Source organism: Serratia sp. NCCP-200 (genome assembly GCF_059697885.1).
Genome location: NZ_BAAKUJ010000002.1, coordinates 836,751 through 849,482 on the forward strand (window position 1 = coordinate 836,751; position 12,732 = coordinate 849,482).

At 51.1% G+C, this 12,732-nt stretch carries 13 protein-coding genes; 10 read left to right on the forward strand and 3 right to left on the reverse strand.

Annotation, left to right across the window (positions count from 1 at the left end; genetic code table 11):
* The first annotated feature begins 320 nt into the window (after positions 1-320).
* A complete protein-coding gene (locus AC6HVW_RS09200) occupies positions 321-746 on the forward strand; it encodes a universal stress protein (protein ID WP_071680780.1) in 426 nt (141 codons plus the stop codon).
* 250 nt (positions 747-996) lie between these two features.
* Here the strand turns inward: AC6HVW_RS09200 and AC6HVW_RS09205 are convergent, their stop codons facing one another.
* The gene (locus AC6HVW_RS09205) at positions 997-1,581 is read right to left on the reverse strand and encodes a hypothetical protein (RefSeq protein ID WP_071680779.1); all 585 of its coding nucleotides are present in this window, start codon (positions 1,579-1,581) and stop codon (positions 997-999) included.
* Between the two features lie 797 nt (positions 1,582-2,378).
* Between AC6HVW_RS09205 and AC6HVW_RS09210 the strand changes: the two genes are divergently transcribed.
* Entirely contained in the window at positions 2,379-2,735 is a 357-nt protein-coding gene (locus AC6HVW_RS09210) for an SH3 domain-containing protein (RefSeq protein ID WP_186486623.1), read from the forward strand.
* 488 nt (positions 2,736-3,223) lie between these two features.
* Here the strand turns inward: AC6HVW_RS09210 and AC6HVW_RS09215 are convergent, their stop codons facing one another.
* A complete protein-coding gene (locus AC6HVW_RS09215; protein ID WP_071680847.1) occupies positions 3,224-4,915 on the reverse strand; it encodes an aspartate:alanine antiporter in 1,692 nt (563 codons plus the stop codon).
* Between the two features lie 343 nt (positions 4,916-5,258).
* Here AC6HVW_RS09215 and AC6HVW_RS09220 point away from each other — a divergent pair, with 343 nt between their 5' ends.
* On the forward strand, positions 5,259-5,648 hold the full coding sequence (locus AC6HVW_RS09220; RefSeq protein WP_071680778.1) for an inner membrane protein YbjM: 390 nt from the start codon (positions 5,259-5,261) through the stop codon (positions 5,646-5,648).
* A gap of 52 nt (positions 5,649-5,700) precedes the next feature.
* Here the strand turns inward: AC6HVW_RS09220 and AC6HVW_RS09225 are convergent, their stop codons facing one another.
* Complete coding sequence (locus AC6HVW_RS09225; protein WP_071680777.1) at positions 5,701-5,964, reverse strand: GrxA family glutaredoxin; 264 nt, start codon at positions 5,962-5,964, stop codon at positions 5,701-5,703.
* Positions 5,965-6,202: 238 nt separating this feature from the next.
* Between AC6HVW_RS09225 and AC6HVW_RS09230 the strand changes: the two genes are divergently transcribed.
* The 7 genes from AC6HVW_RS09230 to potI all read left to right on the forward strand — a co-directional run bounded on the left by AC6HVW_RS09230 (position 6,203) and on the right by potI (position 12,694).
* Entirely contained in the window at positions 6,203-6,502 is a 300-nt protein-coding gene (locus AC6HVW_RS09230) for a YbjC family protein (RefSeq protein WP_186486624.1), read from the forward strand.
* A gap of 57 nt (positions 6,503-6,559) precedes the next feature.
* Complete coding sequence (gene rimK / locus AC6HVW_RS09235; protein WP_071680775.1) at positions 6,560-7,462, forward strand: 30S ribosomal protein S6--L-glutamate ligase; 903 nt, start codon at positions 6,560-6,562, stop codon at positions 7,460-7,462.
* Between the two features lie 175 nt (positions 7,463-7,637).
* Positions 7,638-8,117, forward strand: coding sequence for a type III secretion system chaperone family protein (locus tag AC6HVW_RS09240; RefSeq protein ID WP_021804978.1), 480 nt, complete (start codon positions 7,638-7,640; stop codon positions 8,115-8,117).
* Positions 8,118-8,512: 395 nt separating this feature from the next.
* Positions 8,513-9,622: a spermidine/putrescine ABC transporter substrate-binding protein PotF gene (potF, locus tag AC6HVW_RS09245; RefSeq protein ID WP_071680774.1), complete on the forward strand. Its 1,110-nt coding sequence runs from the start codon at positions 8,513-8,515 to the stop codon at positions 9,620-9,622.
* Between the two features lie 109 nt (positions 9,623-9,731).
* Positions 9,732-10,865 (forward strand): putrescine ABC transporter ATP-binding subunit PotG, encoded by a 1,134-nt coding sequence (potG, locus tag AC6HVW_RS09250; RefSeq protein WP_021804976.1) that lies wholly within the window; start codon positions 9,732-9,734, stop codon positions 10,863-10,865.
* A gap of 24 nt (positions 10,866-10,889) precedes the next feature.
* Positions 10,890-11,852, forward strand: coding sequence for a putrescine ABC transporter permease PotH (gene potH / locus AC6HVW_RS09255; RefSeq protein ID WP_021804975.1), 963 nt, complete (start codon positions 10,890-10,892; stop codon positions 11,850-11,852).
* Positions 11,849-12,694, forward strand: a complete 846-nt coding sequence (potI, locus tag AC6HVW_RS09260; RefSeq protein ID WP_021804974.1) for a putrescine ABC transporter permease PotI — start codon at positions 11,849-11,851, stop codon at positions 12,692-12,694. The genes potH and potI overlap by 4 nt, the downstream gene beginning before the upstream one ends.
* Positions 12,695-12,732 lie beyond the last annotated feature (38 nt).

Sequence of the window (12,732 nt, forward strand, 5' to 3'; positions counted from 1 at the left end):
GGTCAGGTGATTTTTCTTATCGACAGGGCCGAGTATAAGGAGTTCCCGGGTATATCACACCATCTTATATTTTCTTTATTTTCTGAACTTTTTTGTAATGGAAGATGGGGCAGGGGAGATAGAGGTGAATCGGCTAACCGAGACCGCAGTGGGCTCACAACGTTGGGGCGCTGCCTAAAAATTTTGCAGTAGTGCCTGATGCCGAGATGGATTGTTCCAGCAGTAGAATGACAAGAGGATAAGCAACCACTCACAGGATAGACTAGAATTAATAGGTAGGTTATCAGGCTGGGTATTAGGTAATACGGAGGGTCGACAATATGACTTATCAACATATTGTTATTGCAACCGATCTGAGTGAAGATGCCGAACTGCTGGTACGTAAAGGTTGCGAGTTGGCAGGCTCACTGCAGGCCAAACTGTCGTTGATTTATATCGATGAGCAAGCTAACCACTACAGCGAGTTTGGTAGTGGTGAGTTCAATTATACCGATAAGACCTTCTCCGAACGAGTGAAGAATATGCTTAACGCTATCCAGCAGCAGGCGGAGTACCCCATCAGTGAAGTGATCATTGGCCGTGGTGAACTCAGTGAAGCGCTGAACAATGCCATCCGTGAGAAGGGGATTGATTTGGTGATTTTTGGTCACCACCACGATATGTGGAGCCGTTTGGTATCCAGTACGCGTCGCACGATCAACCATATTGCGGTTGATATGCTGGTGGTGCCGATCGAAAAACATTGATGGGGGAGTGTTGGATCTGAGTGGCGTTGAGTATGTATAGCATCACAATAATTAGGCCAGAGCAGTGATTCGGCCATGGTTATAGAGGCCGAATCACTGCGGAACTGTTTCAACAACCCTCCATCGCCATACCCCAGTTCCAACATATATTATTATTTTTTTAGCTTTCTTGGCGATTGGATGCTGATTATAACTCGGCCCGCTATTATGTTATGGTGATTTTCAGCATAATAGCAGGGCATTTATTTGTTTACTCTATTGATGGAAAGCTTTTCTCCACAAGATAGTTTAGAACCTTGACCTCATCTTCAATCAGGTTAGTGGGGATTTTTTTTAGGATTTCATTTCTCACATCGGTTCTTATAAAGAAGATTGACGTATTTGAGAAGAAGAAAGGATCCATCAAGTAAATAGAAACGCCGCCATTGTATAGCTCCATATAATCACTGCCGATAAACGAGGTTTTCTTTACGGCGGTGGTATATTTCTTGGCTAGAATTGCACTGATAACGCTAAACTGATCGGTTTTAAGTTGTAAGTGTAATGCGGTTAAGTTCTTATTTTTATCAAATAAGACAAAAACATCTTTAGTACTTTCAAAAACGATATCGCTTCGCTTATCCTTATTATTATCGGGTGTTTCTTTATAGATATTCCCCCCCAGTTCGCTGTTAACCCCTACATTTACCGCTTCCGGGTGAGTCGCTTTGAACATATCTTCCGTTGTCTGACCAAACTTCACCGTAAGCGTGCCTGTGCTAGCTGCACTTAAGTGCCCACAAAAAAAGGAGCTGGTTAAAAACAGAAAAAGGTAACCTAAGAAACTCATTTTCATGATGCAATCCTATAAATCATTTCGGGATTGTGAAGTGGTACATATAGATCATTAAACTGCCAAAGTACGGTGTTTTATTTTTGGTGCTGTTATTGTGTTGGTTTTCCATGCTCACCTCCATGATGTAAATGATATTTATAACTGATGTCAGACTCCCTTTTTAGAGCGACAATACCCCAATGTATCACTACGTTGTCATTAAAAGAATAGTGTTGTCAATAACCTCGATAGGTTAAATTTTGTTAGTGTAAAATATGATATTGCGGATAACGTTATTTGAAGCAGACGTCTCCTCCAGCTTTCACGCACTTCTGTATTCGGGGTTTTATATTGTATTACTTTAAAAATGCGTTAATTTCTGTCAGGATACTTTATTCCGTGAGAAATATGCTGCTGGTGTAAAGGTGCTGATCGGCATTAATGTGTCGTACCGACAGGGCTGAGTATAAGGCGTACCTGAGCGTATCACATCATCTATGTAATCTGCACAATCAGCATCAATATAAACCGGGTGAAATGTTGATGCTTGCTGATGCATGAATTGAAAGATTTACAGGCCGGTGTAGCGGAGGTGGTCGGCCTGGAAAAGAATGTAACCCAGAGTCGTCCCCCCAACATTCGGAGTTGCGTGGATATAAATTAAAATTTATCTATATATCAATTGGTTAATGGTTTTTAAGGGTTGGGAAAGCTTCGAATGATCAGCTGTGCAATGAAAATTAATAGTTGCAAACTGTATATACATACAGATAATTGTAAGTATCGGAGGAAGGAAGGTGGTATTTATGAGGACTAACATGAAATTTATCGCAACTGGCCAACATCGAAGTGAGTATCCAGATCCTATAACGTTCGCAAGTGGAACTCCGCTTATTATAGAGGATATGTATGAGGGCGATGAAGGCTGGGACAATTGGTATTTCTGTACAATACCTAATCACTCCGGTGGATGGGTTCCAGAACAACTCATAGAACGAAGCAACAAACCTGGCCATGGTATAGCGAAAGATGATTATACGGCCAAAGAACTTGATGTTAATGAAGGTGATGAGTTGCTGGCGATAAAATTCTTGAATGGCTGGGTGTGGTGCCAGCGACTCTCGGATCAAGATATTGGTTGGGTACCGAAAAGCATTCTTCAGAACATCAAATAAGGCCGTTAATTTACATCAGAGTGTGAGTGGCGGCGAATTTTAGGCTGTGTCCCTCAATTGACCGTGGCACTGTCGCAGTCCCGGAAGCCAGTAATCAAGGCGGATAGCTCTACGTTCAAGCGCGATAACGCGTAGCACCGGCTTGGGCGCACACTCCCTTCGGGCTGGAGCCATTTGAACTTTCTCCCCGCTTATTTGGGGCACCAAATCTCATGGATCGTGCTAGCTAGCATCCAGGTGACCTCCAGCGGCTCACTACTAACATCGCGATGTGTAAATCAATGGGGGAAGGTCAGGCGTAAATTTCAGGCAACAAAAAACCCGCTAATCTTGAACCTAAAAAGGCGGGACTAACGGGCTCCACAAAATGGGGACATCAAAGAAAAGCAGTGGCACTAATTCAGACTGTGTCCCGATCGAAAAGTTCTACCCGTTGCCAGAAAAATAAAAAAATATTTCGCCGTAGCGCCACTTCTCAGACCGCCTTGCTACCCCATTATACCTGGCCAGATAACCACGATAAGCGAGCCTGCCAAGGTTAACAACACGTTAGCGATGGCGTAGGTGCCTGCATATCCTAATGCTGGAATATTACTACGAGCAGTGTCGCTAATGATTTCCATCGCCGGGGCGCAGGTACGTGCCCCCATAATGGCGCCAAACAGCAGGGCACGGTTCATGCGTAGGATGTAGGCTCCGAACAGGAAGCAGATCACCACCGGTACCAGGCTGACGATCAAGCCTGCGATCAGCATCTGCCCACCTACTGCGCCAAGGGTATTGCCGATACCTGCTCCTGCGCTCAGGCCCACACCGGCCATAAACACCATCAGGCCGAACTCTTTCACCATATTCAACGCGCCTTGAGGGATATAACCAAAGGTCGGGTGGTTGGCTCGCAGGAAGCCCAGCATGATGCCGGACATCAATAGCCCTGCGGCGTTGCCGATACCAAAGGAGAAGCTGCTGGTGAACTGAATGGTGATCTGGCCGATCAGCAGGCCGATGATAAAGAAGGCGCAGAAGGCCAGCAGATCGGTAACCTGGCTATGAATGGAGATAAAGCCGATCTTCTCTGCCACGCTTTTTACCCGGCGGGCATCGCCGCTAACCTGCAGCACATCGCCTTTGTTCAACACGATGCTGTCATCGATTGGCATTTCAATCTGGCTGCGGATCACGCGGTTGAGGAAGCAGCCATGATCGGTCAGCTTCAACTGGCTCAGGCGCTTGCCTACCGCATTGCTGTTTTTGACCACGATCTCTTCGGTCACGATGCGCATATCCAAGAGATCCCGGTCGAAGACTTCCTTACCGTTACGGAAGCTTGGGTCCAGGCGTGCGTGAGCATCAGGGTAGCCGACCAGTGAGATTTCATCCCCGACCTGTAACACCGCATCTCCGTCCGGGTTGGCCAGAATGCCGTTGCGGCGAATTCGTTCGATGTAGCAACCGGTTTGGCGGTAAATACCGAGCTCGCGCAGGTTCTTGCCGTCTGCCCAGGCGACCAGTTCCTGGCCAACGCGATAGGCGCGGATCACCGGCAAATAAACCTTGCGCTGGCTATCGGTATCCAGGCCGCGCTCACGGGCGATTTGTTGGGCAGAGGTAGAGAGATCCTGATGCTGCAGTTTTGGCAGATAACGAGCGCCGAAAATCAGGCTGACCAGGCCAATCAGGTAGGTCAGGGCGTAGCCCAGGCTCAGATGGTCTTGGGCTGCAAGCAGTGCCGGGCCGCTGGTGATGGTATTACGCAGCGTATCGCCTGCACCCACCAACACCGGTGTGGAGGTCATCGAACCGGCGAGCATACCGGCGGTAAGGCCGATATCCCAGTGGAACAGCTTACCCAGGCCGATGGCGATCACCATCGCTGAACCGACCATCACCAGCGCCAGCATGAAGTAGTTTTTGCCGTCGCGGAAAAAAATCGAAAAGAAATTGGGGCCCGCTTCAACGCCGACGCAAAAAATAAACAGCATGAAACCGAGGCTTAACGCTTCGGTGTTAATGGCAAAGTGCTGCTGGCCAAGCAGCAGCGAGACCACTAAAACGCCAATGGAATTACCGAGTTGAACGGAGCCAAGACGAACCTTTCCGAGGCAGAGCCCCAGGGCGAGTACCACAAACAGTAACAGGATGTAGTTACCGTTTAACAAACTTGCGACGTTTATGTTCACGGGGGATAACTTATTGTTTACCAGTAAGTTCTTGATAAAGAACACTATAAGAGTTAGATTCAGCCATAGAGTATATGGATAAAGCTTAGATAACAACCAACCATCGGAAGGCGATCCGAACCATCGAATGGCGGCGCTTATTCTAGTCGCTATCACGTATGACAGCCAGCATAAAGCTGTGTCGGCATACGTATTTAACCCTTTTTGACCAAGGAAAAAGTTCAGCCAGCGCTGTCGATTTCGGCTGTGTGTCGCAGGGTCTGTGCGATAGGCTGTGTTTTACGATGTAGTCAGCGGTCACATCGCGATATCCGTCATTTTCGGGTATGGAGGGGAGAGGTGGATGGTAAGTTATCGATACTGGGTGGGCATTTTTAGCTGTTTTCTACTGTTTAGCCTGGTTTTTCTGGGCCTGAAGAGCGGTGCCGTCGGCGTGACCGAATCCGAGCATCATGGTGAAACCGGCCTGCTGTTGTTTATCATTCCCGGTTTTATCGCCAGCTATTTGTCGAGCAAGCAGCGTATTCTGTGTCCCTTGCTTGGCGCACTGTGTGCGGTACCGCTGTGTTTACTCATTCGCCACTTTTGGTTGACCCCCGGCCATTCTTTTTGGCAGGAGTTGGCTTATGCGGTCAGCGCCGTATTCTGGTGTGTGTTGGGTGGGATGTTGTATTTATTAATGCGCATGGTGTTGCATGCGTTGCAACAGTTCTATCGGCGGCAAAAACCCTAATCGTAAAAAAGGCCACCTGCGTTCGGTGGCCTTTTTTGTTCGAGCTTGAAGCTTACTGGAACAGGTTCAGGTTTTCTTTGGCGTAGGCTTCAAAATCGGTGCAGCCGCCAATATGGGTCTGATCGAGGAAAATCTGCGGGACGGTTTCTACCGGTTTACCCACGGTTTTTTCCAAATCGGCCTTGGTGATGCCTTCGGCGTGGATATCAACATAACGGAAGTTGAAATCGTCACGCTCTTCAGTCAATTTCTCTGCCAGCTCTTTAGCACGGACACAGTAAGGACAGCCCGGACGCCCGAAGATTACAGCAAACATGTAACACTCCTAGTCTGTTATTAATAATTAACCGTTATTGTAACGACATTCCTTCCGTCATAAAAAGACTTCAGTTGCGCAATCACTCACGTCATGGCGCTTACTATGCCCGTTGGCTGGGCTAAAAAAAAGCAGGATCTGCCTCTTGGTCTGATTTATAGAACCGATTAATCAACTAGAGCTGTTGCAGCGATGGCGAATTTACTACACTGGACACAGCGAGTCTGGAGAAAAAAATATGCGTTCATTCGGTGACTTACCGCGTTCTGTGCTGGTGCTTGAAGGATTGGGCATGGTGCTGTTGATACTCTCTTATCTGAGTATTCATGACTACGTCCGTTTGCCGGGAATGCTGGCTTCGCAACCGGCGGCGGTTGGCATGATCTTTCTCGGCGTTTTCATGATGGTTCCTGCAGCCGCATTTTTGGTCTGGCGCGTAGTGCAAGGGCTCAGCCCGCTACTGCGCGGTGGCCAGCCGCCGCAGAACGATCGGCGTACCCCGCCGAAAGATAAACAAGACCAGGGACCGCGAGACTAAACGCGGCTATGGGGAATGCCTGCCAATGCAGGTGATCAACGCCTTTAGGGGTGACGAGTGAAAATTGCCATTCTTTCACGCGATGGTTCGCTGTACTCATGTAAAAGACTGCGTGAGGCTGCAGAGCAGCGTGGGCACCGTATCGATGTTATCGATCCGCAGTCTTGTTATATGAATATCAACCCGGCGGCACCGAGCATTCATTATCGTGGCCGCCAGTTGGAACATTACGATGCGGTGATCCCGCGTATTGGTTCTGCTATTACGTTTTATGGCACCGCCGTGCTGCGCCAGTTTGAACTGCTCGGCAGCTATCCGCTCAATGAGTCGGTGGCCATTACCCGGGCGCGCGACAAGCTGCGTTCGCTGCAACTGCTGGCGCGCCAGGGGATTGATCTGCCCATTACCGGCTTTGCGCATTCGCCGGATGATACCGGTGATTTGATTGAGCTGGTGGGCGGCGCACCGCTGGTGGTGAAGCTGGTTGAAGGGACACAGGGGATCGGCGTGGTATTGGCCGAAACTCGCCAGGCGGCGGAGAGCGTGATCGACGCCTTCCGTGGTCTGAACGCCCATATCCTGGTGCAGGAGTATATCCGTGAAGCCAACGGCTGTGACATTCGCTGCCTGGTCGTTGGCGGCAGGGTAGTAGCCGCGATTGAACGCCAGGCAAAGCCTGGGGAGTTTCGGTCGAACCTGCACCGTGGCGGCACCGCTCGAAGAGTGCATATTACCGGCAAGGAACGCGCTACGGCGATCAAGGCCGTGGAGACGCTGGGATTGGATGTTGCCGGGGTTGATATCCTCCGTGCCGATCGTGGCCCGCTGGTGATGGAGGTGAATGCGTCACCGGGGTTGGAAGGCGTTGAAACCACCACCGGGTTGGATATTGCAGGCATGATGATCGAGTACATTGAGCAACGAGCCCGGCCTGGCTTTCGTCTGAAATCTGGCGGGTGATAAATGGCGTTTTTCCTCTGTCACGCCAAGCGTATACGGGGGATAGCAGGTGCGGATATGTTGTGCGATGTTACCGTATTAGTGAATTAAGCGGCTTTGATCGTGGCATCTCGATTGAATATTCCGTAAGCTATGCGCCTTTTCATGTCATTGAACCCTGTGAGGCTGGTAATTTATGGATTCACTCATCGTCCCCGATTTGGCGTTATTACGACGTTGGTTGGATCAGTTGGGGATCTCGTTTTTTGAATGTGACTCTTGCCAGGCGTTACACCTGCCGCACATGCAAAACTTTGACGGCGTATTCGATGCCAAGCTCGATCTGGTGGATAATGTGATCCTGTTTTCCGCGTTGGCCGAAGTGAAGCCAACCGCACTGATCCCGCTGGTGGCCGATCTCAGTCAAATCAATGCCAGTTCGCTGACCATCAAGGCCTTTGTTGATATTCAAGACGATAATTTGCCAAAGCTGATCGTTTGCCAGTCTTTGAGCATTGCCGTGGGCGTGGCCCATGAGCAGTTTGCCCACTTTATGCAACAGGGCGAAGAACAGATCTCGATGGTGATCCTGGAAGCCAGGGCGAACGATCTGCTGTTTATGGGTGAGGAAGAAGAGAACCCGGCTACCGTAGCCAGCCAACCGATGCTGCATTAATCTTCGCTGTACATTATGTGTGCCGCAGATCTGGCGGCACGCAGCCCGGACTTTCCTCCACAACCAGATATTCTGCGTTTCTCCCCTTATTGCCAGATATTTCTCGTCTTTTAGGCTGTTATTGCCGCATCACATACAGACCCCGTGCATAATTAATCGATAAACGGCGTTTTTTACCCTGGAGGCTGGCACCGTCTGGCAACTCCGGTTATGCTGCTGATCTTGCTAAAGGCTCACGCTCCTGTTTGTGACCCCGTGGGCTGGCAGGTGAGAAAATCGCATGCAATCAACTGCATAGCTATTCACTCGCGATCGCAACGATTGCGCTCGGCTAATCAAAGGCGTTGTATCCTTTCAGGATACAAATTTACCCCTTGTTTTGGAGGAAGTTACGGATGGTCACCCAACGTAAAAAGTGGTTATCGGGTGTGGTTGGCGGCTTGCTGATGACGGCTTGCTTCACCGCGTCGGCCGCAGACAATACGCTGCACATCTACAATTGGTCCGACTACATTGCGCCGGATACCCTGGCCAAATTCCAGAAAGAAACCGGCATCAAAGTGGTGTATGACGTCTTTGATTCCAACGAGGTTCTGGAAGGCAAACTGATGGCGGGCAGCACCGGTTATGACTTGGTGGTTCCTTCCTCCAACTTCCTTGAGCGCCAGTCCAAAGCCGGTATTTTTGAAGCGCTGGACAAGAGCAAGATACCTAATTACAAAAACCTTGATCCCGAGATGCTGCAACTGGTTGCGCATAACGACAAGGAGAACAAGTACGGTATCCCTTACATGATGGTGACCACCGGCATTGGCTATAACGTCGATAAGGTCAAAGCGGTGCTGGGTAAAGATGCCCCGGTCGATAGCTGGGATCTGATCCTCAAGCCAGAAAACCTGGAGAAGCTGAAAAGCTGTGGTGTCTCCTTCCTGGATGCGCCAAGCGAAGTCTATGCCACCGTTTTGCACTATCTGGGCAAAGATCCTAACAGCACCAGTGCGGAAGATTACACCGGTGCGGCCAACGATCTCTTGATGAAGCTGCGCCCGAATATCCGCTATTTCCACTCGTCCCAGTACATCAACGATCTGGCTAACGGGGATATTTGCGTGGCCATTGGCTGGTCTGGCGATATCATGCAGGCTGCCAACCGTGCCAAGGAAGCCAAAAACGGCGTCAATGTGGCCTACTCCATTCCAAAAGAAGGGGCGCTGACCTACTTTGACATGTTTGCGATGCCAGCCGATGCCAAAAACAAAGATGCGGCCTACCAGTTCCTGAACTTCCTGCTCAAGCCAGAGGTGATCGCGGACATCAGCAACCACGTGTTTTATGCCAACGCGGTAAAAGACGCCACGCTACTGGTGAATGCCGAGGTGCGTGATAACCCGAACGTTTACCCACCGGCAGATATTCGTGCCAAACTGTATACGCTGAACGTACAGTCGCCAAAACTTGACCGTGTAGTTACGCGGGCATGGACTAAAGTTAAAAGCGGGAAGTAAATACCCGATTCTGATGATCGGCAGGCGGGGTTAACCCGCCTGCATTGCCATTTTGGGCCATGGCAATTGCTGTGGTTGTTCGTACTGCTTTAGCCGGAGAGCACCCCGATTGAACGACGTTATCCCTCGTCCGCTAGCCAAATCGCAGAAGGTTTTCACCCCTCTGCTGGAAATCCGTAACCTCACCAAAACCTTTGACGGCCAGAATGCGGTAGAAGACGTCAGCCTGACGATCTACAAGGGCGAAATCTTTGCGCTGTTGGGGCCTTCTGGCTGTGGAAAATCGACGTTGCTGCGCATGTTGGCCGGTTTTGAACAGCCGACGGAAGGGCAAATTGTCCTCGACGGTCAGGACATGTCCCACGTGCCGCCATACCAGCGCCCGGTCAATATGATGTTCCAGTCTTATGCGCTGTTCCCCCATATGACCGTGGAGCAGAACATCGCGTTTGGCCTCAAGCAGGACAAAATGCCGCGCGCGGAAATTAACGAGCGCGTCACCGAAATGCTTACGCTAGTGCATATGCAGGAATACGCCAAGCGTAAGCCGCACCAGCTCTCCGGCGGACAACGCCAGCGTGTGGCACTGGCACGTAGTTTGGCAAAACGACCAAAGCTGTTGCTCCTGGACGAACCGATGGGCGCGCTGGATAAAAAACTGCGCGATCGCATGCAGTTGGAAGTGGTCGATATCCTGGAGCGCGTGGGCGCGACCTGCGTCATGGTCACCCACGATCAGGAAGAAGCGATGACCATGGCTGGCCGTATTGCCATCATGAACCGCGGCAAGTTTGTGCAAATCGGTGAGCCGGAAGAGATCTACGAGCACCCGAACAGTCGTTTCAGCGCCGAGTTTATCGGTTCGGTCAACGTGTTCGATTGCGTGCTGCAGGAGCGGCGGGACGATGCATTGATCCTGCAAAGTCCGGGTTTACGGCATGCGCTTAAGGTTGATCCTGATTCATCGGTGGTAGACGGTGTGCCTATCCAGGTCGCTCTGCGCCCGGAAAAGATCATGCTGTGTGAGGAAGTGCCGGAAGACGGCTGCAACTTTGCGGTGGGTGAGGTAGTGAACATCGCCTATCTAGGCGATCTGTCGATCTACCACGTGAAATTGCTTAGCGGGCAGATGATCAGTGCGCAGTTGCAGAACGGCCATCGCTTCCGCAAAGGCATGCCGACCTGGGGTGATGAAGTGCGCCTGTGTTGGGACACCGACAGCTGTGTGGTTCTGACGGTGTAGTTGAGAAAGTAAGGAGTAACTATCATGACATTGCTTTCTGAACGTTCGCCGGAGCCTCCGGCAAGAGTACCCGGCCCGATTAAGGCGTTTATCCAACGTTTGCAGATGGCCCATGGCCGCAAACTGGTGATCGCGCTGCCGCTGCTGTGGTTGCTGCTACTGTTTATGCTGCCGTTCCTGATCGTGTTCAAGATCAGTCTGTCTGAGCTGGCTTTGGCGGTACCGCCTTATACCGATCTGATGAGTTGGGCAGACGGCAAACTCGATATTGCGCTGAATTTTGCCAACTACCTGCAACTGACCGATGACCCGCTGTACATCGATGCCTATCTGCAATCCTTGCAGATCGCGGCGGTTTCAACGCTGTGCTGTCTGGTGATCGGCTATCCGCTGGCGTGGGCGGTGGCGCACAGTAAGCCGTCGACCCGTAACATTCTGCTGCTGTTGGTGATCCTGCCTTCCTGGACGTCATTCCTGATCCGCGTGTATGCCTGGATGGGGATACTGAAGAACAACGGGGTGTTGAACAACTTCCTGATGTGGTTGGGGGTGATCGATCAGCCGCTGGTGATCTTGCATACCAATCTGGCGGTGTATATCGGCATCGTTTATTCCTATCTGCCGTTTATGGTTTTGCCAATTTATACCGCGCTGACGCGCCTTGATTACTCGTTGGTTGAAGCCTCGCTGGATCTGGGGGCCAAGCCGTTGAAAACCTTCTTCAGCGTGATCATGCCGTTAACCCGTGGCGGTATTATTGCCGGCTCGATGCTGGTGTTTATCCCGGCGGTGGGGGAGTTTGTGATCCCGGAACTGCTCGGCGGGCCAGACAGCATCATGATTGGCCGGGTGCTCTGGCAGGAGTTCTTCAATAACCGTGACTGGCCGGTCGCCTCGGCGGTTGCTACCGTGATGCTGCTGTTGCTGATTGTACCTATTCTCTGGTTCCACAAGCACCAGAACAAGGAAATGGGAGGGCAGGGATGAATAACTTACCGGTAGTGCGCTCACCGTGGCGCATAGCGATTCTGGTGGTTGGTTTCACCTTCCTGTACGCACCGATGCTGATGCTGGTGATCTACTCGTTCAACAGCTCCAAGCTCGTTACTGTATGGGCGGGTTGGTCTTTCCGCTGGTATATCGAATTGTTCCACGATTCGGCGATGATCAGCGCGGTTGGCCTGAGTTTGACCATTGCGGCGGCTTCCGCCACGGCGGCGGTGATCCTCGGCACCATTGCCGCGATGGTGATGGTGCGCTTTGGGCGTTTCCGGGGTTCGACCGGGTTTGCCTTTATGCTCACCGCACCGCTGGTTATGCCAGACGTGATCACCGGTTTGTCGCTGCTGCTGCTGTTTGTGGCGATGGGGCATACCTTTGGTTGGCCTTCTGAGCGCGGGATGTTCACCATCTGGTTGGCGCACGTCACTTTCTGTACTGCCTATGTGTCGGTCGTTATCAGTTCGCGCTTACGTGAGCTGGATCGTTCAATAGAAGAGGCAGCGATGGATCTGGGTGCTACACCGCTGAAAGTGTTTTCCGTGATCACCTTGCCGATGATTGCCCCGGCGCTGATCTCGGGCTGGATGCTGGCGTTTACTCTCTCGTTGGACGATCTGGTGATTGCCAGCTTCGTGGCCGGGCCTGGGGCTACCACCTTGCCAATGCTGGTATTCTCCAGCGTGCGTATGGGGGTTAACCCGGAGATCAACGCCTTGGCAACGCTGATCCTGCTGGTGGTGGGGATCATCGGGTTTATTGCCTGGTGGTTTATGGCGCGGGCGGAAAAACAGCGCGCGCGTGAACTGCAAAGGGCCGCTCGTGGCTGATGCTGTTAACGATTAATTGAGCTTCAAGCGCCGCCTGA

Bases quoted from the DNA above. Each gene is read 5' to 3' on its own strand.
- AC6HVW_RS09200 (WP_071680780.1), top strand. From the start codon at position 321: ATGACTTATCAACATATTGTTATTGCAACCGATCTGAGTGAAGATGCC.
- AC6HVW_RS09230 (WP_186486624.1), top strand. From the start codon at position 6,203: ATGCGTTCATTCGGTGACTTACCGCGTTCTGTGCTGGTGCTTGAAGGA.
- potF (WP_071680774.1), top strand. From the start codon at position 8,513: ATGGTCACCCAACGTAAAAAGTGGTTATCGGGTGTGGTTGGCGGCTTG.
- AC6HVW_RS09210 (WP_186486623.1), top strand. From the start codon at position 2,379: ATGAAATTTATCGCAACTGGCCAACATCGAAGTGAGTATCCAGATCCT.
- AC6HVW_RS09205 (WP_071680779.1), bottom strand. From the start codon at position 1,581: ATGAAAATGAGTTTCTTAGGTTACCTTTTTCTGTTTTTAACCAGCTCC.
- AC6HVW_RS09220 (WP_071680778.1), top strand. From the start codon at position 5,259: ATGGTAAGTTATCGATACTGGGTGGGCATTTTTAGCTGTTTTCTACTG.
- AC6HVW_RS09240 (WP_021804978.1), top strand. From the start codon at position 7,638: ATGGATTCACTCATCGTCCCCGATTTGGCGTTATTACGACGTTGGTTG.
- potI (WP_021804974.1), top strand. From the start codon at position 11,849: ATGAATAACTTACCGGTAGTGCGCTCACCGTGGCGCATAGCGATTCTG.
- AC6HVW_RS09225 (WP_071680777.1), bottom strand. From the start codon at position 5,964: ATGTTTGCTGTAATCTTCGGGCGTCCGGGCTGTCCTTACTGTGTCCGT.
- potH (WP_021804975.1), top strand. From the start codon at position 10,890: ATGACATTGCTTTCTGAACGTTCGCCGGAGCCTCCGGCAAGAGTACCC.